The organism is Streptococcus sp. F0441 (assembly GCF_000314775.2).
Classification (GTDB): domain Bacteria; phylum Bacillota; class Bacilli; order Lactobacillales; family Streptococcaceae; genus Streptococcus.
On record NZ_KB373321.1, the window covers coordinates 77,837 to 97,588 of the forward strand.

A 19,752-nucleotide genomic window follows, 5' to 3' on the forward strand; every position below is an offset into this window, starting at 1 on the left:
ATATAAGATGCTCTAAGTCACATCTTATTCATCTTCATCGTCGTCGAAGCTTGCCAATAAATCATTAACTTTCACAATGCTTTCTGAAGCACGACTCTTATAGTCCGCATCCATTCCAGTTAGGCTTGCATTGATAAATTCAATGACCATCGGAAGGTTCATTCCTGCATACAGTTCAATGTCACGACCTTCCATAATCAGACGGCTCACCACGTTACATGGAGTTCCGCCAAGAAGATCCGCAAAGACTAGGAAATCATCCAATCCTTCAACAGCAGCTTCAAATTTTGCAGTAAATTCTTCTGGTCCATCTTCTGGAAGAAGAGCAACCGCATGAATGTTGTCTTGTGGTCCCATAATCATCTCTGTGCTACCTTTAAGTTCTTCACAGAAACGACCGTGGCTCACTAAAATCAATGATTTAGTCATAAATTATGCGCCCATTCCAAGTGCAAATTTACCAAAGGCAGAAAGAGCCAAGGCAAGCACGATAATGATACCGATAGCTTTTGTAGAGTTCATACCTTTCTTACCAAGCAACCAGAAGATAAATGCAGTGAAGATTGCTGGAAGCAAACGTGGGAAGATTGAGTTCAAGATGTCTTGGAAGTCAATCATCTTTTCACCGATTGGTAATTTGTATGAAATTTCAAAGTTGATCATTGTTGCTACAAGAGCACCCATCATGAATACACCAAGTACAGATGCAGCTTCAATCAAAGCTGTCAAAGTACTTTGCATGTTGTTGATAAGGTTAACCCCTTCTTTGTATGCAAATTCCAACTGTTTCCAACGGAAGATGTCATACGCTACTGCAACTGCAATCCAAAGGAAGATACCCCAAGGTTGACCAGCAATAGCCATTGTTGCAGCGATAGATCCCATGATAGCAGGTACAAGTGAACCAAAGATAGTATCTCCAAGAGGAGCGAATGGTCCCATCAAACCTGTCTTGATACCGTTAACCGCATCTTTTGAACCAACGCCATCTTTTTCTTCCATAGCAAGGTCAAAACCAGCGATAATTGTGTGGAAGAATGGTGAAGTATTGAAGAATTGAGTATGAACTTTCATCATTTCTTTCAATTCAGGAGTTCCATCCCCATACATTTTACGCAATTGAGGTAAGATCATGTAAAGGTAACCAGAAGCTTGCATACGTTCGTAGTTCCAACCTAATTGGAAAGTAAACAAGCTACGTTTGTTGATTTGATTAAAATCTTCTTTTGTAAGTTTGTAATTAGAATTCGTCATCTTCGATTTCCCCACTTTCTGATGGTGTAGAAGGTGCTGCTACAGCTACTTTTTGGCTGTTCTTAAAGTGAACAACTGCAAGGAAGATACCTACGATAGAAACACCGATCATAGACAAACCTTTGAAGTTATTAGCAAAGCCAATCTTTTCAGCAACATCAGCAGGAAGAGTACCAAGGATACCCGCAACAACTCCACCAAGACCTGTTACATATGAGTAAAGAACAGTCAACATAGCTGTCAAACCAAATCCCATTGCAAGGTAGTGAAGGTTACGTTTAACTGGAAGGTAACGAAGTAAGATAGCGAATCCAAGTCCTGGAAGCATACGACCTGCAAGCGTCAAACCGTCTGCAACCCATTGGTATTCTTTAACAAGGTCTACTACTGATTGTACGAAAGCACCACCAAAAGCAAGAGCGAAGAATACTGGAAGGGCACGAGAAAGAGCCCAAGGCACTGCACCAAGTAGGTAGTTGCGTTCGATACCTTTGTAGTCAAAGCGTTCGATCGCAGCATCAATACGGTGTGCAAAGAAAGTAGTTGTCATACGTCCAAGAACGTCGAAGTATGTCAAAAGTGCTGCTACTGGTACAGCGATTGTTGTGATCGCAAGATCTGTATCAATACCTTGAGAGATAGAGAATGCTGTTGCAAGAACCGCACCAGAAGTTGCGTCGATCCGAGAAGCACCACCGAAGGTACCAACCCCGAGAACGAACAACTGCAAGCTACCACCGATAAACAAACCAGTTGTCACATCTCCCATGATCAAACCAGTAATAAAACCAGCGAATACAGGGGAACCTGCAGATGAAACGATTGTCAACTCATCACAGATTTGATAAGCTGAGTACAAAGTGAGAAGTAAAATTTGCCACCATTGTATCATAACAATGACCTCCTAAAAATTTTTTCCTATTTTAATAAGCTCAAAAAGTCTGAAACTGGATCATTTGGAACCATTTGAGCAGTGAGTTTCACACCTTTTTCTGCTAGTTTGTGGAAATCTTCCACATCCTTGTCTACTACGTTGATAGAACGTGTGATAGGGCGAGTTTCTGGTGTTTGAGACATATTGCCAACGTTGAGTGTTTCAAGCGGAACACCTGCTTCGACCAAACCAAGGAAACGGTCTGGTTTACGTGCAACGATAAAGAGACGTTGGCTATCGTATTTACCAGCAAGGATATTTGCTGCTGCTTTCTCAACTGGCAAGATACTGAGTTTCACACCTGGTGGTGTCGCAAGTTTCAAACCACTCTTTTCAATATCGTTGTTAACAACTTCGTCGTCTACAACCATAATGCGTGAAACATTTAGTTTTCCAGCCCAAAGATTGGCTACTTGACCGTGGATCAAACGTCCATCGATACGGCATCCTACAATTGTCATAAGTTTTCCCCCTTTATGTGTTTTAGTGTAGGTTTACGAGTTAAATGAATCTCTTCTTTATATTCGCCTTCAGTTTCAAAGATGATGATGCGGTTAGCAGCTTCCTTGAGATAGCTATGAGGGATATAAAGTGAGAGGGTCGGGCCGACATTCCAGAAACGCCCTAGGTGACGCCCATTGACAAAGGCAACTCCCTTACCAAACTCAGACAAGTCTAAGTAGGTATCCTTCGGCTCTTCAACAGTAAAGTCGAAAGCGTAAAAGGCTGGTTGTCCTTCTGTCCATCCTTTTGAAAAATCAATTTTCTCAGGATTATCCAGTGGAAGTGGATATTGTTTCCAATTCAGTAAGAAATGTAGATCCTTGCAGACACCTGTACGAATTCCTTTATGTTGCGTATCTGCTAAGAACTTGTGTCCATAGTTGACACGCCCCATATTTTCGATCAGGATATCAATCTCTGAACAGCCTTCTCGGTTTCCCTGACAGTAGATGTCCTCACCAATCTCTGTCTGGTATTGAGTAGCAATCCATTGACCATCTACAAAGAGTTGAGCTCGGTCACGTCCATCGATGATACGGAGGCGTTCCTCTTCTGCATCCCAACTTGCCTCAGTGCGGTAGAGAAGGTAGCCATAGCTTTGACCAAGTTCTTCCATCGCCTTTGGATAGAGGCTTTCAGTTGGACTAGAGAGACTATCCAGGGTTTCAAACAGGGAAACTTTTTCGGTCAATGGAACTGCCTCTATCTCCATGCTTTCCTTATAGAGTGGTTCTAACTGTGGATACTCTGGGAAGTGTGTTGCCATCATCTTCTTGACTGCTAGGTATTTAGCCGTTGGATTTCCTTCTTCATCGAGAAGGGCATCATAGTCGTATGATGTGACTTGTGGTAAATCCAGAGTTCCTCGAGCTGAGCAACCATTCATGAAACCAAAGTTTGTCCCACCATGGAACATGTAAAGGTTGATAGAGCCTTGCTCCAATACCTCTCGAACAGCTTCCGCCAACTCTTTTGGATCGCGTGTGATGATGGGTTCTTTCCAACGGTTGAACCAACCATCCCAGAATTCCATACACATGAGAGGCCATTTCTTGCCATGCTCATCAAAGAATTCTTGCATTTGTGAAAAGTTGTAAGGAGCCTTAGAACCGAAGTTCCCTGTCACAAAGAGATCATCTTCGATCAAGGTCCCGGCTTTCAGAGTAGCCCTCCATGGGCCATCTGAAGTAAAGAGTGGGCAATCAATCCCTCGCTCTTCCATCAATTTCCGAATTGCTCGTAGATAAGACTTATCTTCTCCATAAGAACCATATTCATTTTCGACTTGCATCATAAGAATGTTTCCACCATTATCCAACAAGCGAGGCACAAGCCTTGGCAATAATTGGTCATAATAGCGAGCAACTGCCTCGATGTAGGCCGGGTCGGACGAGCGGATTCGCATGTCCTTGGTCAAGAGCCAAGCCGGCAAGCCACCAAATTCCCATTCCGCACAGATAAATGGAGACGGGCGTACAATGGCATAGAGACCCAAATCTTGTGCTATTTGAAGAAATCTCTCCAAATTTCTGGCACCTTCAAAATCAAATTCCCCTTCAACGGGTTCATGTAAATTCCAAGCCACATAGGTCTCGACCGTATTAAAGCCAAGCGCCTTTAAGTTATAGAGAGAATGATACCAATCCTCTGCTGGAATCCTAAAATAATGAATGGCGCCAGACAAAATCTTGAACGGTTTCCCATCTAAATAGAAATCGTCCTCAATTTTAAATCTTGTCATGTTACCACCTCTGACGAATTAAGTTTGCGCTTTCATTTATTATAATATTAAATATAATCAAATATTTTGCATTTGTCAATAGGTTTTAGAAAATTCTTTAAAATTTTTCTATTTTTTTACTTACTATTTACCAAAATTATCTAAAAATAGCATGAAAGCGATATTTTAATGTATGATAATTCACAAGGTTATAAAATGGAATTTTTTACATGTAACATAACATTTTTAGTCTATTATTTTAATTTTTTTTTACCTAAATACTACTATTTTGTCTGTATTTGTGGTAAAATCAAGGTTGGAGAAAGAGAATCGAGGTGAAATTTATGGCTATTCCTAAATACCAATATATTAAAGATGAATTAAAAAACAAAATCATCTCTGGTCAATTTGCAAGTGGAGATAAATTTTATACAGAAGCAGAATTGATCGCGATGTATGATGTTAGTTCAATCACTGTTGTGCGTGCTTTGAATGACCTTGCAAAAGACGGCTATATTGTCCGCCAACAAGGGAAAGGGACTTTCGTTTCACGTGCCCGCAAGCACAAACTCGTTGAATTTTCAGATGTCGAAATCTTTGAAACAAAAGATGATAAAGTTACTGTCCTTTCTATCGAGCGCGGAAACAAGCTTGAGTACCTAGAGAAACTTGGATTACGTGGAGATCAGTTCTACTACAAAATTGAACGTACCCGTCAAACAAATGGCGTAACTTACATCTACCACACATCCTATATTCCTGAACAATACATCAATGCCAACTATCCAAATCTTGACTATTATAGTTCTATCTATAAACGTTTCAAATTGGATTACCGCATTCACATGAACGATGAACATTTTGAGGAAATCAATGAAATCGCATTTCCAACACCAGAGCATGTTGCTTCTGTACTTGGAATCGATACGCAATTTCCAACAGTCTTCCAAACGAAGACTACTAAACTTGAGGCTACTGGCCAAGTCCTCGCCTATAGTGAAACGTATAAGCGAGCAGACTACTACAAAATTAAATTCCTCTCATGTAATCGAGGTCATTAAGAAAAAGCTTGAGCCTAGCTCAGGCTTTTTCTATATTCATTATAGCACGAGAAAGAAGTTGTGAGAACGCTATGGAGGACTCTTATTTAATTAGTAGCGTTTTTACTAAAAACAAGTTAAATATTGGCTTTCTCTTTCTCATTTCTAGAAATAATTTTCTTCTAAATCTTATGATTTCTTCTATTTATTATAGTTCTTATATAAACCCACTTGACATTTTACTCCTTAGATAATAAAATAAAATCGGTTTTATGTAAACGCTATCATATATGATAATAACAAGGAGGTTTTGTCATGAAACTAGAAAAGAAACAGCGCTTCTCCATTCGTAAATACGCGGTTGGGGCAGCTTCTGTACTGATAGGATTTGCTTTTAGCGCACAAGTCGTATCTGCTGACGGGATTACTCCAGCTCCAACAGCTGAAGAAACTGTCCAAACTATTCAGGAGAGTCCACAAGCAGTCAAGGAAGCTGTAGACTCCAAGGTTCCAGAAAAACTAGAAGAAAAGACTGACGAGCCTGTAAAAGAGGAGGTCAAAGAAGACCAGGAGGCTCCTCGAACAGTTGCTCCAAAAACAGAAGAGTCAAGCGCACCAGTTGTGACAGAAAATGCTAGTCCAACTCCTACTGCCGAGAAAGAAAGCACTGCCCCAGCTGAAACTCCTGCAGAAAGTACTCCTTCAGAAAAGAAAAATGAAGCCGTCACACCTGCAGTAGCCACTCCTAGTACGGAACGAGCACCTCAGGTAAATGAAAAACTGGCTAAAAGAAAAATGATCTCAATTGATGCTGGACGCAAGTACTTTTCTCCAGATCAACTCAAAGAAATCATCGACAAAGCCAAACACTACGGTTATACTGATCTTCATCTACTAGTTGGAAATGATGGCATGCGTTTCATGCTAGACGATATGACGATCAAAGCCAATGGTAAAACCTATGCAAGCGACGATGTCAAACGTGCACTCGAAAATGGAACTGATGCCTACTACAAGGATCCAAACGGCAACCATTTGACAGAGAGTCAGATGACGGACTTGATTAACTACGCTAAAAACAAAGGCATTGGTCTCATCCCAACTGTAAACAGCCCCGGTCACATGGATGCGATTTTGCATGCAATGAAAGAACTAGGCATCCAAAAACCGAACTTCAACTACTTTGGTAAGGAATCTGCTCGTACCGTTGACCTGGATAACAAAGAAGCTGTTGAGTTTACCAAAGCCCTGATCGACAAGTATGCTGCATACTTTGCTGGAAAAACTGATATTTTCAATATCGGACTAGACGAGTACGCCAATGATGCTACAGATGCCAAAGGCTGGAGCGTTCTTCAGGCCTATAAATGGTATCCAGAAGATGGATTCCCTGACAAGGGTTATGATAAATTCATCGCCTACGCAAACGACCTTGCTCGAATCGTTAAATCTCACGGTCTCAAACCAATGGCCTTCAACGATGGAATCTACTACAATAGCGATACAAGCTTTGGTACTTTTGACAAAGATATCATCGTTTCTATGTGGACTGGTGGATGGGGCGGATACGACGTCGCTTCTTCTAAACTTCTAGTTGAAAAAGGTCACCAAATTCTTAATACCAACGATGCTTGGTACTATGTTCTCGGACGAAATGCCGACGGCCAAGGCTGGTACAACCTGGACCAAGGACTCAATGGTATCAAGAACACTCCAATCACTTCTGTACCAAAATCTGATGGGGCTACTATCCCATTCATCGGGGGTATGGTAGCTGCTTGGGCGGACACCCCATCTGCACGCTATTCACCATCACGCCTCTTCAAACTCATGCGCAGCTTCGCAAATGCCAATGCTGAATACTTCGCAGCTGACTATGAGTCTGCTGAGCAAGCCCTGAAAGAAGTCCCAACAGACCTTAACCGCTACACTGCAGAAAGTGTCGCAGCTGTAAAAGAAGCTGAAAAAGCCATTCGCTCACTTGATAGCAACCTCAGCCGTGCCCAACAAGACACCATCGACCAAGCAATCGCAAAACTCCAAGAAGCTGTAAGCAATTTGACCTTCACACCAGAAGCTCAAAAAGAAGAAGACGCGAAACGCGAAGTTGAAAAGCTTGCCAAGAACAAGGTAATCTCTATCGATGCCGGACGTAAGTACTTCACACTCGACCAACTCAAACGCATCGTAGACAAGGCGAGCGAACTCGGCTACTCTGATGTGCATCTTCTCCTAGGAAATGATGGACTTCGCTTCCTCCTTGATGACATGACCATCACAGCTAACGGAAAAACTTATGCAAGTGACGATGTCAAAAAGGCCATCATCGAAGGAACAAAAGCCTACTACGATGATCCAAACGGAACCACTCTTAGTCAAGCTGAAATCACTGAATTGATCGAGTACGCAAAATCAAAAGGTATCGGACTCATCCCAGCGATCAACAGCCCAGGTCACATGGATGCCATGCTCGTTGCTATGGAAAAATTAGGCATCGCAAACCCTCAAGCTAATTTTGATAAAGTCTCCAAAACAACCATGGACCTCGAAAACGAAGAAGCGATGAACTTTGTCAAAGCCCTTATCGGTAAGTACATGGACTTCTTTGCAGGCAAAACGAAGATCTTCAACTACGGTACAGACGAATATGCCAATGATGCTACCAACGCCCAAGGCTGGTACTACCTCAAATGGTATGGACTCTATGGCAAGTTTGCTGAGTACTCTAACACCCTTGCTGCTATGGCTAAAGAAAGAGGCCTTCAACCAATGGCCTTCAACGATGGTTTCTACTACGAGGACAAGGATGATGTTGAGTTTGATAAGGATGTCATCATCTCTTACTGGTCTAAAGGATGGTGGGGCTACAACCTTGCATCTCCTCAGTACCTTGCAAGTAAAGGCTATAAATTCCTTAATACTAACGGAGACTGGTACTACATTCTCGGGCAAAAACCTGAAGATGGTGGCGGTTTCCTCAAAAAAGCAATTGAAAACACTAAAAAAACACCATTTAACCAGCTTGCATCTACCAAATATCCTGAGGTAGACCTTCCAACAGTTGGAAGCATGCTTGCCATCTGGGCAGATAGACCAAGCGCTGAGTACAAGGAAGAAGAAATTTTTGAACTCATGACTGCCTTCGCAGATCACAACAAAGACTACTTCCGCGCTGACTACAATGCTCTCCGTGAGGAGCTTGCTCAAATCCCTACTAACTTGGAAGGATACAGCAAAGAAAGTCTCGATGCTCTAAATGCAGCTAAAGAGGCTCTCAACTACAACCTCAATCGCAGCAAACAAGCCGAGTTAGACGCTCTTGTAGCTAAACTCAAAGCAGCCCGCCTAGGCCTCAAACCAGCAACAACTCACTCAGGAAGCCTCGATGAAAATGAACTAGCTGCCAATGTTGAAACCAAACCGGAACTCATCACAAGAGCAGAAAAGATTCCATTTGAAGTTATCAAGAAGGAAAATCCGAACCTCCCAGCTAAGCAAGAAAAGATTGTCACACCAGGTGTAGATGGCGAACGCACTCATTACATCTCTGTCCTTACTGAAAATGGTAAACAAACAGAAACCGTTCTAGATAGCCAAGTAACCAAAGAACCTGTGACCCAAGTGGTTGAAATCGGTGCCCCTATTACCCACAAAGGGGATGAAAGTGGCCTTGCTCCAGCTGCCGAAGCGAAACCGAGACTGGATATCCAAGAAGAAGAGATTCCATTCACTACCGTAACACGTGAAAATCCTCAATTACCAAAAGGACAAAGTCAAGTCGTCGTTTCCGGAGTAAATGGTCGCCGTACGATTTTCTACTCTGTCAGCACTACTGCTGACGGCAAGGAAGTGAAGACTCTTGTCGATAGCCTTGTAACGCAAGAAGCAGTGACACAAGTCATTGAAGTCGGAACCCTTGTTACCCATGTAGGGGATGAACACGGTCTTGCCCCAGCCGCAGAGGCAAAACCAAGACTGGACATCCAAGAGGAAGAGATTCCATTCACTACCGTGACACGTGAAAATCCGCAATTACCAAAAGGACAAAGTCAAGTAGTCGTTTCCGGAGTAAATGGTCGCCGTACGATTTTCTACTCTGTCAGCACCACTGCTGACGGCAAGGAAGAAAGAACGCTTGTCAATAGCGTGGTAACACAGGAAGCGGTCACTCAAGTTGTTGAAGTCGGCACTGCCGTTGAGAAAGCTGAGCAAACTGCACCAACTACTGCCAAAGCAGATGAAAAACAACTCCCTGCAACAGGAAGTCAAGACTCTGCAGCCTTGGTCGCAGCAGGACTCATGGCGACTCTAGCAGCCTACGGACTGACTAAGAGAAAAGAAGACTAAACCTCTTCAACAAGAATAGAAAAAGCGAGATTGAATCTCGCTTTTTTATTTTATGATTAGTCACCAAGTCCGATACGTTCAAAGATATCATCCACTCGTTTGGTGTAGTATGCAGGGTTGAAGATTTCATCTATCTCCTCTTGAGTGAGGCGTGATGTCACTTCTGGATCTGCTTCGAGAAGCGGTTTGAAGTCTACTTGGTTGTCCCAAGAGTGGGCTGTTTTTGGTTGCACCAAGTCATAGGCTTGTTCACGCGTCATGCCTTTTTCAATCAAGGTCAACATAGCACGTTGGCTAAAGATAAGACCGAAAGTAGAGTTCATGTTGCGGATCATGTTTTCTGGGAAGACTGTCAAGTTCTTGACGATATTGCCAAAACGGTTGAGCATGTAGTCAATCAAAATGGTCGTATCTGGTGTGATGATACGCTCAGCTGACGAGTGAGAGATGTCACGTTCATGCCAGAGAGCCACGTTTTCATAGGCCGTCACCATGTGGCCACGGATAACCCGCGCCAGACCTGTCATGTTTTCAGAACCGATAGGGTTGCGTTTGTGAGGCATTGCTGAAGACCCTTTTTGCCCCTTGGCGAAGAACTCTTCCACTTCGCGCTGCTCAGACTTTTGCAAACCACGGATTTCCGTTGCCATACGTTCAATAGAAGTCGCGATGCTGGCAAGAACCGCAAAGTACTCAGCGTGAAGGTCACGAGGAAGGACCTGTGTAGAGATTTCTTGAGCACGGATACCCAATTTGTCGCAGACATATTGCTCTACGAATGGTGGGATGTTGGCAAAGTTCCCAACCGCACCCGAAATCTTACCAGCTTCTACACCAGCAGCCGCATGCTCGAAACGCTCGATGTTACGTTTCATTTCGCTGTACCAAGTTGCCAATTTAAGACCAAAGGTTGTAGGTTCCGCATGCACACCGTGGGTACGTCCCATCATGATAGTGAACTTGTGTTCCTTAGCCTTATCAGCGATGATGTTTGTGAAGTTTTCAAGGTCACGACGGATGATGTCGTTGGCCTGCTTGTAGAGGTAACCGTAGGCCGTATCCACCACGTCGGTAGAAGTCAAGCCATAGTGAACCCACTTGCGCTCTTCACCAAGCGTCTCAGAAACCGAACGCGTGAAAGCCACCACATCATGACGAGTCTCTTGCTCAATCTCCAAAATACGGTCGATGTCAAAGTCCGCCTTCTCGCGAATCAAAGCCACATCTTCCTTAGGGATTTCCCCCAACTCAGCCCATGCCTCGTCAGCCAAGATTTCCACCTCAAGCCAAGCACGGTATTTATTTTCTTCACTCCAAATGTTCGCCATTTCAGGACGGCTATATCTATCAATCATGTTTAATTTTCCTTTCTTTTGATATTTCACATTTGATATTTCACATCAGTTAGCAACCAGCAATCACTTTACTCAAACTCTTCTTTCCCAATCCATACAGATGGATAGTGATCTATTGTATTCAAATCCGTATCCAGCGGTAGATCATAGATAGCTAAATAGTTTTCAGGGTATTGTGTAGCTAGTTCTTTATATCTAGCTTGCACCTTATCTTGGTCAGCACTAGCAAACAAGACTTCAACAATTGCTCCAGTCTTATCCTTTTCAATAAATGCGCCAACGATAATTTGTATCATAGTAATTGATAAAGTCCGTAGCTCGTATTCAGTTTTAGTAAATACGAGTATCCTTGTTCCTTTCTTTTTTGTTTATTTTATTCTATCAAGGATTGTACTTCTTGATTTACTCAAGTAAACCCTAATACCATTATTTAGTTTTTATAAACTATATAATCGGTTAAAAATCATTTTCTTCCAATTCTTTTAAATACAGCTTGAATAGTTCCATAAATATTCTATCAATAAGAACAAGTATAAAGAACCAGATGAAATAATTTCTAGATGTGTCATCCTCTTTTTGGAGAGATTTTAAAGATGGTAAATTTTCTTGATAGGACAAAGCATTATGAGCTAACCTATTCCTATTTCTGTATAGTTCCTCATATTGTGACTCCAAAACAACTTCTACACTAGCAGAAACTTGTGCTTTAGGCTGGAACATTTTTGTACTATTCGTAAGAATCTGTCCCTCCCCAACTTTAAAATCATGCACAAAATAATCATATTTCCTTTGCGTCCAAGTAACTAAAACCGAATTACTAAAAATTTTTTTTATTGCTTCTACCGACTCATCAATCCATTGCTGTTTTGATAGGTGATTTACATCATAAGATGCCTTTACCGATTTTATTAGTTCATTCAAGCGCTTATAGATAGCAGACTTATCTTTATAACTTGAATACTCTGCCAACTTATCTTCATTTTTTAGAAGAGTTCTTCGATACCCATAATCATATGTAGCCATTTCCCATGCTATACATTTCATTTTCTGCTCTTGGAAACCAGTCATCTTTAAAAACAATGAATGAATAATATACTCAGATAAAGGATAGGTTTCAACACCATCATTAATCACATAACTCGCTGATACCGCTTCTTCTAAGACTGTAGTTATTGGAGTAAAAATAAATGCTTCATGATTGCTCATTTTATATACCTACTGTAAATCTCATAAGAACTTTGAATTCTATTTCGTAAATGCATCAAAGCATTTGGATTCTTTGTATGTTTCATGTCACTTTTAAATGATTGAATTTCTTCTTTCAAATCTAGAACTAAATTATTTATAGAATTGATATCCAGCTTTTTACTCTCAAAGAGAGTATACTTTAACAAACCAAAAGCAACTAAATCTATATCAATAATTGAATTTAAAACTATTTGATTAGTTATAACCTCCATAAATTTTCCAACTTCTTCTAATTTATTTGAATAGTCTTCTGCTGTTACATAGTCTGGTAATGGAGAAAATAAATCGCTATCTGCACCATATGCAACAAAGTAAATGAATTCCTCATATAGTTTTTCCATTCTTCGAGCATATCTATAACCGACCTTATTTATATTGACTTTTTCTTTATAATGAGATATTAAAGCAATATAACGAACAAAATCCATTTGCGCATCATTAATTCTAATTGATTTACTAAATTCTGGTTCAAAAAAATCTACCAGACCATCTCTAAGAAAATATAGTGATTTTCTACTTTCCTGAGGAAGTAATGTTTCACCTTGAATATTTATGTTTCTAAACACAGAAGAATAATATCTTTGCTGTTCAGAGTAAAACTCATCAACACTTTCACCACCCGTAACTTGTGGGACAAGATAACAAAAACCAAGATAATGTGAACGTAAAAATTCTAAACTAATTTCTGAAATTTCATCATAATTATCTTTTTTAATCTGTGAAAGTATTTGTTCTTTGCTGTTACCTTTCTCCGTTAACTTCTTCAACGACCACTCTAAAATATTATCAAACTCATCAATATCTATTTCTGAATCATTATCATCAATCAAGTTTGAAATTTTCTTTTTATATTTTTCTTTATTCGGAAAAATACCTAAGAAGCTAAGAAAAATACTAGTCAAACGTTGTTGCCCATCTAAAATTAAATTTTCTCGTTCATCTCCCTTATCATAAGAACCAATAGTAACTGGTGGTACAAATTCATTTTTTCGTATACTCTCAATTAGTTTCTCTGTTTTCTCCTTATCCCAAACAAATAATCTCTGATAATCTGGAAGAATGATATTTTTTTTCAAAATTAAATTCATCCAATGTTCTAAAGTATATTCACCATAGTACACTTTACTCTCCATACTAAAACTCCTTCCCTTTCCCAAACTCAACCACACTATTTAGCACATCACTAAACAAAGTTATATGCCCTACCCTACGGTTGTGCTTGTCTTCTATAATCATTTATTTACCGCCCACTCCGCCGCTTTCTCTGCATGAATCACTGTTGTGTCGTAGAGAGGCAGGTCAGTGTCGGATTGCTTGACGAGGAGACCAATCTCCGTACACCCCAAGATAACAGCTTCAGCGCCTGCTTTTTTCAATTCATCTATAATGGCAAGATAAACCTGTTTTGAGCTTTCTTTGATGTTCCCTAGGCAAAGTTCGTCATAAATAATTCGACTAACCTCTGTAATGCCAGCTTGATCTGGAATCAGCACTTCTAACCCAGACTCTATTAATTTCTCCTTGTAAAAATCTTGAGTCATGGTGTACTTGGTCCCTAGGAGACCGACTTTTTGAATACCGTCAGCCAACAAGGCCTGCGCAGTTGCCTGCGCAATATGCAAGATTGGAATCGTAATCTGCTCTTGTATCTGCGGAGCAACCTTGTGCATGGTGTTGGTACAAATAACGATGAAATCTGCACCAGCTTGCTCCAAGCGCTGAGCAATATCTGCCAAAAGTCGACCGCTTTTCTCCCAGTCTCCGACTGCTTGATAATGCTCAATCTCTGCAAAATCAACACTATAAAGTAGAATCTTAGCAGAATGCAGACCACCCAGCTCTTTTTTGATGGTTTCGTTGATGATTTGGTAGTAAGATGTGGTGCTTTCCCAACTCATACCACCAATCAGACCAATAGTTTTAATAGGCTAATTAAACTCCTCCTTGCTTATCACAACCGACGAATAGTGTGGCAAGCTACTTAGATCTGTATCCAATGGCGAATCATAGATAGCCAGATAATTGTTTGGATATTGAATCTTTATTTTCTGATATTGGCTTTTACTTTTTCATGGTCGGCACTGGCAAAGAGCACTTCCACAACGGCGATTTCTTTTCCTTCCTCCACAAAAGCGTTGACAATAATTTGAATCATAAACTGGTCTCCATTTAGCTTTAAAGATTATCATTTTCTGAGTCTTCATGTATAGAAAATTCAAATGAAATTCTCTCAGGATGTCTAGGCAGACCGTAACTACTCAGATAATCCTTAACTTCCTTCACGGAACAAGAATATTCTAAGACTAGCTGATTGCCAGCTCTCTCTAAAATATGAATCCCCTCTCTATCCGCAATCTCTGGAACAATCAAATCGTCCGTATAAGTCAGTGTTACGGTCGTTATTTCATCATCTAGCAATTCATCAAATTCTTCTGTCATTTCAAAAATCAATTCCCTCACCAAACTCAACCACACTATCCGGCACTTTACTAAACAAAGTCACGTGTCCCATTTTGCGGTTGTGCTTCGCTTCTATTTTACCATACATGTGGAGGTGGGCGCTTGGATTTTCTGTGACATATTTTTCAGCGGCCTCGACATGCTGGCCGAGAACATTGAGCATGACAGCTGGTCCATGCAGGTGGATAGCTGGCAATGGTGCTCCGAGAACACCGAGAATATGGGTATCAAACTGCGAAAAATCGCAAGCTTCAATTGAGTAGTGGCCTGAGTTGTGTGGACGTGGGGCGATTTCATTGACAATGATGTCATCAGCAGTCGCAAACATTTCCACGCAAAGGGTTCCAGACAAGTTCAGCTGTTCTGCAATTCGCACTGCCATAGCTTTAGCTTTTTCTGCTAAGCTTGCTGGAATGCGAGCAGGGACAATGGTTTTTGAAAGAATGTTGTTGCGATGAATATTTTCCTGAACCGGAAAAACCGTCACGTCCTTGCCATTTCCTGACACGATAACAGAAATTTCAAGGTCGAAGTTGACAAATTCCTCCAAAACACAGTCTGCTGAATCCGCTAGCGCATAGGCTTCTTCTAAGTCTACTTCCGAGCGAATAACCTTTTGACCATGGCCATCATAGCCACCGGTCGCAGTCTTGAGGACATAGTTTTTAGAGAGGTCGATATCTGCTAAGTCTTGGCTTGAAGTCACGACCTTGTAGGGTGCCACAGTGACTTGAGCCTTGTTTGAAAGAAAGTCCTTTTCAGAAATGCGATTTTGGGAAATGCGGAGCAGATCTGTCCCTTGAGGGAGTTGTCCATCCTTGATAACCGCATCCAAACCGTCAGCATCTACATTCTCAAATTCATAAGTCAGGACATCGCAACGCTCAGCCAACTGACGGAGGGCATCCACATCATTATAAGGAGCCACGATGATCTCCGCCACGCAAGAGGCTGGGCAATCCGCCGCAGGATCCAGCGCGATAATCTTGTGCCCCATATAAATGGCAGAAATAGCCATCATCTGACCCAGCTGACCGCCACCGATAATTCCGATTGTTTTAGATGAGCTCATTTGTCGACTCCTCTGCGATTTTTCCTTGTTCTTCTACGAAATCTGCCAAAGCTATCGCGATAGCCTGATTCTCTACTGACAAGAGACGGAGGGCAAATAGAGCCGCATTTGTCGCACCTGCTTCACCAATAGCCATGGTCGCAACAGGCACACCGCCCGGCATCTGAACGATAGAGTAGAGCGAGTCCACGCCACTAAGAGCACGTGATTTGACTGGTACACCAATGACAGGAAGGGTTGTTTTGGCAGCTACCATACCTGGCAAATGGGCTGCGCCACCCGCACCAGCGATGATGACCTTGATGCCACGGCTACGAGCTTCTTCGGCATGTCTGAACATGAGATCAGGTGTACGGTGGGCAGAGACAACTTTCTTTTCGTAGGCTATACCGAAGCGGTCTAGGACTTCGGCGGTTTTTTGCATGGTTGCCCAGTCGGATTTTGAGCCCATGATAATGGAAATTACTGGTTTCATAGTTAATATCCTTTCCTTTCTTTTTTCAATCACCTTAAGTTGTGAGGGACGGCAGCAGCCACCAAAGGTGTCTCATGCCTAAATCGGAAGACCTTGGGCTTCCGATTTCCCTGAACGATTGGCTTATAATCCAATCGTTCTTTCACAACGGCGGTGATTGTTCTATATTGGCTCGTTAACGCTCGCAAACCATACGACCATTAACATATTTTGTGAATTTTTATTTTTCTTTTTGATACTGATCTTAGGTGGTGGGGACGGAAGCAAACCTTCGGTTTCATTCCTAAACTTTGAGCCTAGGGTCTCAAAGTTTTCCCCGACCAGAACATTCACTGTTCTGGTCTTTTCACCACGGCGACCATTATCGTACTTAGCGACTTCGTAGCTTTATTCTTATATCTTTATCGAATTGCCTTGCTTCCGATATCGGTTCGGTAAAAGAGACCTTCTGTTTTTTGTTGAGCGAGTTCTTGGTAGATGGTGTTTTGGGCATCTTTTACAGTGTCTGCTGTGGTGACGAGCATATAGACACGTCCACCGTTTGAGAGCAGTGCTCTGCTATTTTCCGAAAACTTAGCCCCTGCATAATAAGTGATGATGTCGCCCTCAGTCTTGGCTGGCAACTCTAGGCCCTTTGCATAATCCAGCGGGTAGCCGTTTGATGCGACAACCACACCCAAAGTAACACCCTCATCTAGCCAGGTAATAGCAGGCTCCTTACCATCTAGGATATCCGTAATATTTTGTGCAAAGTCAGATGTCAAACGAGGCAGGATAATCTGAGTTTCTGGATCTCCAAAACGAGCGTTAAACTCGATAACCTTAGGTCCATCAGCTGTCAAGATAAGACCGGCATAAAGGACACCCAGATAAGGGCGACATTCTTTAATCATCCCTTCAAGGACTGGCTTGACAATAGTCTCCACTGCCGTATCAACTACACTCTGTGGCAAGTGAGGAACCGGCGCATAGGCACCCATACCACCAGTGTTAGGCCCTTTGTCGCCATCATAGGCACGTTTGTGATCCTGAGCCGTTGGCATGATGTAGAACTTGTCGCCATTGACAAAGGCAAAGAGAGAGAATTCCTCACCTTCAAGAAACTCCTCGATAACCACACGCGCACCTGAGTCGCCGAATTTATTATCCAGCAGCATCTGGTGAGCAGCTTCGACTGCTTGCTCAACCGTTTCAGCAACGACGACACCTTTCCCAAGGGCCAAACCGTCTGCCTTGACTACGATAGGCGCCCCCTGCTTTTCGATATAGGCCTTGGCTTCCTCAAAATCTGAGAAGGTCCCATAGGCTGCTGTCGGAACGCCATACTTGACCATGATTTCCTTAGCAAAATCCTTGGACCACTCCAGCTCCGCTGCTAATCTTGTCGAACCAAAGGCTTTGAGACCAGCTGCATTGAAATCATCCACAATCCCAGCAGCAAGGGCGTCATCTGGCCCGATAAAGGACCAAGCTATATCGTTGGCTTTTGCAAATTCAATCAATTCAGAATGTTCGGAAATAGAGATATTTACCAATTCCAGACCATCTAGAGTCATCCCGTCATTCCCAGGAGCTACAAAGACTTTTTCAACATCTTTTGACTCAAGCAACTTCTTAGCAATGGCATGTTCACGACCACCCGAACCGACAACTAACAGCTTCATCTTACAACCTCTTTTGCGAATTATTTACTAATATTATAACACAAACGTTCGCTTTAATCTCGTTTCGTTCTGCCTTTTAATCAAAAAAAGGAAAGAAACTGTTTTCTTCCCTTTAACGTTCTTAATGTCTAAAATGTCTCACTCCTGTAAAGACCATAGTCAAGCCGTATTTATCAGCCGCTTCGATTGACTCTTGGTCACGGACAGAGCCCCCTGGCTGGATGATGGCCTTGATACCTGCTTTAGCGATTTCTTCCACGTTATCCGCAAATGGGAAGAAGGCGTCGGAAGCAAGAACAGCACCATCAAGACGATCTTTAGCCTGATCAATGGCGATACGAACAGAAGCCACACGATTGGTTTGACCAGGGCCAACACCAAGTGTCATGTGGTCATTAGTCACGATGATACCGTTTGATTTGACGTACTTGATAGCTTTCCAAGCGAACTCAAGAGCAGTCGCTTCTGTCTCGGTCGGCTGGCGCTTGGTCACCACTTGCCAGTCAGCCGGGCTTTCCTTAACCACGTCTTGGTTTTGCACAAGAAGTCCACCAACCACGCCTGTGTATTCTGCCTCTACCTCACTAGCATCTTGAGCATCAAATGGTAAGGCAAGGATACGTAAGTTTTTCTTTTTGTTGGTCAAAATGGCCAGCGCTTCATCTGTATAGCTCGGTGCGATGATGATCTCGAGGAAAACGCCGTGCATCTTCTCAGCTGTCGCAGCATCCACCTCACGATTAAGGACGACAATTCCGCCAAAGATAGACACTGGGTCAGACTCATAAGCGTAATCCCAAGCAGTTTCGATGTCATCAGCCTGACCGATTCCACATGGATTCATATGTTTGAGGGCCACAACAGTTGGACGGTCTTTAAAATCACGAATGATACGGATAGCCGCATCAGCATCACGGATATTGTTAAAGGACAATTCCTTACCATTGAGCTGTTTCGCTGATGCAATTGAGTAATCCGTTGGAAAAGCTTTTTGATAGAAGTCCGCATCCTGTTGAGGATTTTCCCCATAACGCATTGGTTGCTTGAGGTCGTAGGTCAAAGTGAGCTTTTCAGGTTTGCTTTCTCCAACTTGAGCTGTGAAATACTCTGCAATCAAGGCATCATAAGCTGCTGTGTGACGGAAAACCTTGGCTGCCAAACGTTGACGAGTTTCATAAGTCGTTTCACCATTTGCTGCCAATTCGTCCAAAACCACTGCATAGTCAGCAGGGTCTACCACAACTGTCACGCTGGCATGGTTCTTCGCTGCTGAACGAAGCATAGATGGCCCACCGATATCGATATTTTCCACCGCATCAGCGTAAGTCACATCTGGTTTGAGAATCGTTTCCTTGAAAGGATAAAGGTTGACCACAACAAGGTCAATGAGCTCGATCTGATTGTCCTTAGCCGCCTCAAGGTGGCTATCGAGATCACGACGAGCGAGGAGCCCACCATGGATATTTGGGTGAAGGGTCTTGACACGGCCATCCATCATTTCTGGGAAGCCCGTCACATCATCAATTGCAATGGTCTCCACACCAGCATTATCAAGGGTAACCTTTGTCCCACCTGTCGAGATAATCTCCCAACCAAGTTTTTTAAGTTCTTGGGCAAATTCAACAATGCCCACTTTGTCTGAGACGCTGATTAAGGCGCGTTTAGTCATGTTATTTCCT

17 protein-coding genes and 2 pseudogenes are annotated in these 19,752 nt (G+C 42.4%); 2 read left to right on the plus strand and 17 right to left on the minus strand.

Features of this window, described 5'->3' with window-relative positions:
- Window positions 1–24 precede the first annotated feature (24 nt).
- Genes HMPREF9188_RS00375 through HMPREF9188_RS00395 form a run of 5 tightly spaced genes read right to left on the minus strand, consistent with a single transcriptional unit; the run spans window position 25 to window position 4,433 of the window.
- A complete protein-coding gene (locus tag HMPREF9188_RS00375; RefSeq protein ID WP_000167445.1) occupies window positions 25–429 on the minus strand; it encodes a PTS sugar transporter subunit IIA in 405 nt (134 codons plus the stop codon).
- A 3-nt stretch (window positions 430–432) separates the two neighbouring features.
- Window positions 433–1,254: a PTS system mannose/fructose/sorbose family transporter subunit IID gene (locus HMPREF9188_RS00380; RefSeq protein ID WP_000185293.1), complete on the minus strand. Its 822-nt coding sequence runs from the start codon at window positions 1,252–1,254 to the stop codon at window positions 433–435.
- The gene (locus HMPREF9188_RS00385; protein WP_009729522.1) at window positions 1,241–2,146 is read right to left on the minus strand and encodes a PTS mannose/fructose/sorbose/N-acetylgalactosamine transporter subunit IIC; all 906 of its coding nucleotides are present in this window, start codon (window positions 2,144–2,146) and stop codon (window positions 1,241–1,243) included. Before HMPREF9188_RS00385 ends, HMPREF9188_RS00380 begins: the two co-directional genes overlap by 14 nt.
- A gap of 26 nt (window positions 2,147–2,172) precedes the next feature.
- Entirely contained in the window at window positions 2,173–2,649 is a 477-nt protein-coding gene (locus HMPREF9188_RS00390) for a PTS sugar transporter subunit IIB (protein WP_000156962.1), read from the minus strand.
- Complete coding sequence (locus tag HMPREF9188_RS00395) at window positions 2,646–4,433, minus strand: glycoside hydrolase family 35 protein (RefSeq protein WP_009729523.1); 1,788 nt, start codon at window positions 4,431–4,433, stop codon at window positions 2,646–2,648. Before HMPREF9188_RS00395 ends, HMPREF9188_RS00390 begins: the two co-directional genes overlap by 4 nt.
- A gap of 323 nt (window positions 4,434–4,756) precedes the next feature.
- Between HMPREF9188_RS00395 and HMPREF9188_RS00400 the strand changes: the two genes are divergently transcribed.
- Both HMPREF9188_RS00400 and strH read left to right on the plus strand, forming a co-directional pair.
- Window positions 4,757–5,473: a GntR family transcriptional regulator gene (locus HMPREF9188_RS00400; protein WP_001007186.1), complete on the plus strand. Its 717-nt coding sequence runs from the start codon at window positions 4,757–4,759 to the stop codon at window positions 5,471–5,473.
- Between the two features lie 294 nt (window positions 5,474–5,767).
- Window positions 5,768–9,799, plus strand: a complete 4,032-nt coding sequence (gene strH / locus HMPREF9188_RS00405) for an LPXTG-anchored beta-N-acetylhexosaminidase StrH (RefSeq protein WP_009729524.1) — start codon at window positions 5,768–5,770, stop codon at window positions 9,797–9,799.
- Window positions 9,800–9,855: 56 nt separating this feature from the next.
- On the opposite strand, the gene purB is transcribed toward strH, so the two are convergent.
- The 12 genes and pseudogenes from purB to purH all read right to left on the minus strand — a co-directional run bounded on the left by purB (window position 9,856) and on the right by purH (window position 19,742).
- Window positions 9,856–11,154, minus strand: coding sequence for an adenylosuccinate lyase (gene purB / locus HMPREF9188_RS00410; RefSeq protein ID WP_009729525.1), 1,299 nt, complete (start codon window positions 11,152–11,154; stop codon window positions 9,856–9,858).
- Window positions 11,155–11,222: 68 nt separating this feature from the next.
- On the minus strand, window positions 11,223–11,450 hold the full coding sequence (locus HMPREF9188_RS00415) for a hypothetical protein (protein WP_000614684.1): 228 nt from the start codon (window positions 11,448–11,450) through the stop codon (window positions 11,223–11,225).
- Between the two features lie 160 nt (window positions 11,451–11,610).
- Window positions 11,611–12,360 (minus strand): hypothetical protein, encoded by a 750-nt coding sequence (locus tag HMPREF9188_RS00420; protein WP_000064904.1) that lies wholly within the window; start codon window positions 12,358–12,360, stop codon window positions 11,611–11,613.
- Complete coding sequence (locus HMPREF9188_RS00425) at window positions 12,357–13,535, minus strand: DUF262 domain-containing protein (protein WP_000444515.1); 1,179 nt, start codon at window positions 13,533–13,535, stop codon at window positions 12,357–12,359. Before HMPREF9188_RS00425 ends, HMPREF9188_RS00420 begins: the two co-directional genes overlap by 4 nt.
- 1 nt (window position 13,536) lies before the next feature.
- Window positions 13,537–13,632 (minus strand): annotated as a pseudogene (locus tag HMPREF9188_RS10705) (phosphoribosylaminoimidazole carboxylase); the annotation flags it as partial.
- A 2-nt stretch (window positions 13,633–13,634) separates the two neighbouring features.
- Window positions 13,635–14,327, minus strand: coding sequence for an aspartate/glutamate racemase family protein (locus HMPREF9188_RS00435; RefSeq protein WP_025168973.1), 693 nt, complete (start codon window positions 14,325–14,327; stop codon window positions 13,635–13,637).
- Window positions 14,328–14,330: 3 nt separating this feature from the next.
- Window positions 14,331–14,557 (minus strand): annotated as a pseudogene (locus HMPREF9188_RS00440) (phosphoribosylaminoimidazole carboxylase).
- Window positions 14,558–14,577: 20 nt separating this feature from the next.
- Complete coding sequence (locus HMPREF9188_RS00445) at window positions 14,578–14,841, minus strand: hypothetical protein (protein ID WP_002931759.1); 264 nt, start codon at window positions 14,839–14,841, stop codon at window positions 14,578–14,580.
- A 1-nt stretch (window position 14,842) separates the two neighbouring features.
- Entirely contained in the window at window positions 14,843–15,934 is a 1,092-nt protein-coding gene (gene purK / locus HMPREF9188_RS00450) for a 5-(carboxyamino)imidazole ribonucleotide synthase (protein WP_000099006.1), read from the minus strand.
- Window positions 15,921–16,409: a 5-(carboxyamino)imidazole ribonucleotide mutase gene (gene purE / locus HMPREF9188_RS00455; protein WP_000805596.1), complete on the minus strand. Its 489-nt coding sequence runs from the start codon at window positions 16,407–16,409 to the stop codon at window positions 15,921–15,923. The genes purK and purE overlap by 14 nt, the downstream gene beginning before the upstream one ends.
- A 401-nt stretch (window positions 16,410–16,810) precedes the next feature.
- The gene (purD, locus tag HMPREF9188_RS00460; RefSeq protein ID WP_000772179.1) at window positions 16,811–18,073 is read right to left on the minus strand and encodes a phosphoribosylamine--glycine ligase; all 1,263 of its coding nucleotides are present in this window, start codon (window positions 18,071–18,073) and stop codon (window positions 16,811–16,813) included.
- Window positions 18,074–18,194: 121 nt separating this feature from the next.
- The gene (gene purH / locus HMPREF9188_RS00465; RefSeq protein WP_009729528.1) at window positions 18,195–19,742 is read right to left on the minus strand and encodes a bifunctional phosphoribosylaminoimidazolecarboxamide formyltransferase/IMP cyclohydrolase; all 1,548 of its coding nucleotides are present in this window, start codon (window positions 19,740–19,742) and stop codon (window positions 18,195–18,197) included.
- Window positions 19,743–19,752: the final 10 nt, after the last annotated feature.

Bases quoted from the DNA above. Each gene is read 5' to 3' on its own strand.
- HMPREF9188_RS00375 (WP_000167445.1), bottom strand. From the start codon at position 429: ATGACTAAATCATTGATTTTAGTGAGCCACGGTCGTTTCTGTGAAGAA.
- HMPREF9188_RS00380 (WP_000185293.1), bottom strand. From the start codon at position 1,254: ATGACGAATTCTAATTACAAACTTACAAAAGAAGATTTTAATCAAATC.
- HMPREF9188_RS00385 (WP_009729522.1), bottom strand. From the start codon at position 2,146: ATGATACAATGGTGGCAAATTTTACTTCTCACTTTGTACTCAGCTTAT.
- HMPREF9188_RS00390 (WP_000156962.1), bottom strand. From the start codon at position 2,649: ATGACAATTGTAGGATGCCGTATCGATGGACGTTTGATCCACGGTCAA.
- HMPREF9188_RS00395 (WP_009729523.1), bottom strand. From the start codon at position 4,433: ATGACAAGATTTAAAATTGAGGACGATTTCTATTTAGATGGGAAACCG.
- HMPREF9188_RS00400 (WP_001007186.1), top strand. From the start codon at position 4,757: ATGGCTATTCCTAAATACCAATATATTAAAGATGAATTAAAAAACAAA.
- strH (WP_009729524.1), top strand. From the start codon at position 5,768: ATGAAACTAGAAAAGAAACAGCGCTTCTCCATTCGTAAATACGCGGTT.
- purB (WP_009729525.1), bottom strand. From the start codon at position 11,154: ATGATTGATAGATATAGCCGTCCTGAAATGGCGAACATTTGGAGTGAA.
- HMPREF9188_RS00415 (WP_000614684.1), bottom strand. From the start codon at position 11,450: ATGATACAAATTATCGTTGGCGCATTTATTGAAAAGGATAAGACTGGA.
- HMPREF9188_RS00420 (WP_000064904.1), bottom strand. From the start codon at position 12,360: ATGAGCAATCATGAAGCATTTATTTTTACTCCAATAACTACAGTCTTA.
- HMPREF9188_RS00425 (WP_000444515.1), bottom strand. From the start codon at position 13,535: ATGGAGAGTAAAGTGTACTATGGTGAATATACTTTAGAACATTGGATG.
- HMPREF9188_RS00445 (WP_002931759.1), bottom strand. From the start codon at position 14,841: ATGACAGAAGAATTTGATGAATTGCTAGATGATGAAATAACGACCGTA.
- purK (WP_000099006.1), bottom strand. From the start codon at position 15,934: ATGAGCTCATCTAAAACAATCGGAATTATCGGTGGCGGTCAGCTGGGT.
- purE (WP_000805596.1), bottom strand. From the start codon at position 16,409: ATGAAACCAGTAATTTCCATTATCATGGGCTCAAAATCCGACTGGGCA.
- purD (WP_000772179.1), bottom strand. From the start codon at position 18,073: ATGAAGCTGTTAGTTGTCGGTTCGGGTGGTCGTGAACATGCCATTGCT.
- purH (WP_009729528.1), bottom strand. From the start codon at position 19,742: ATGACTAAACGCGCCTTAATCAGCGTCTCAGACAAAGTGGGCATTGTT.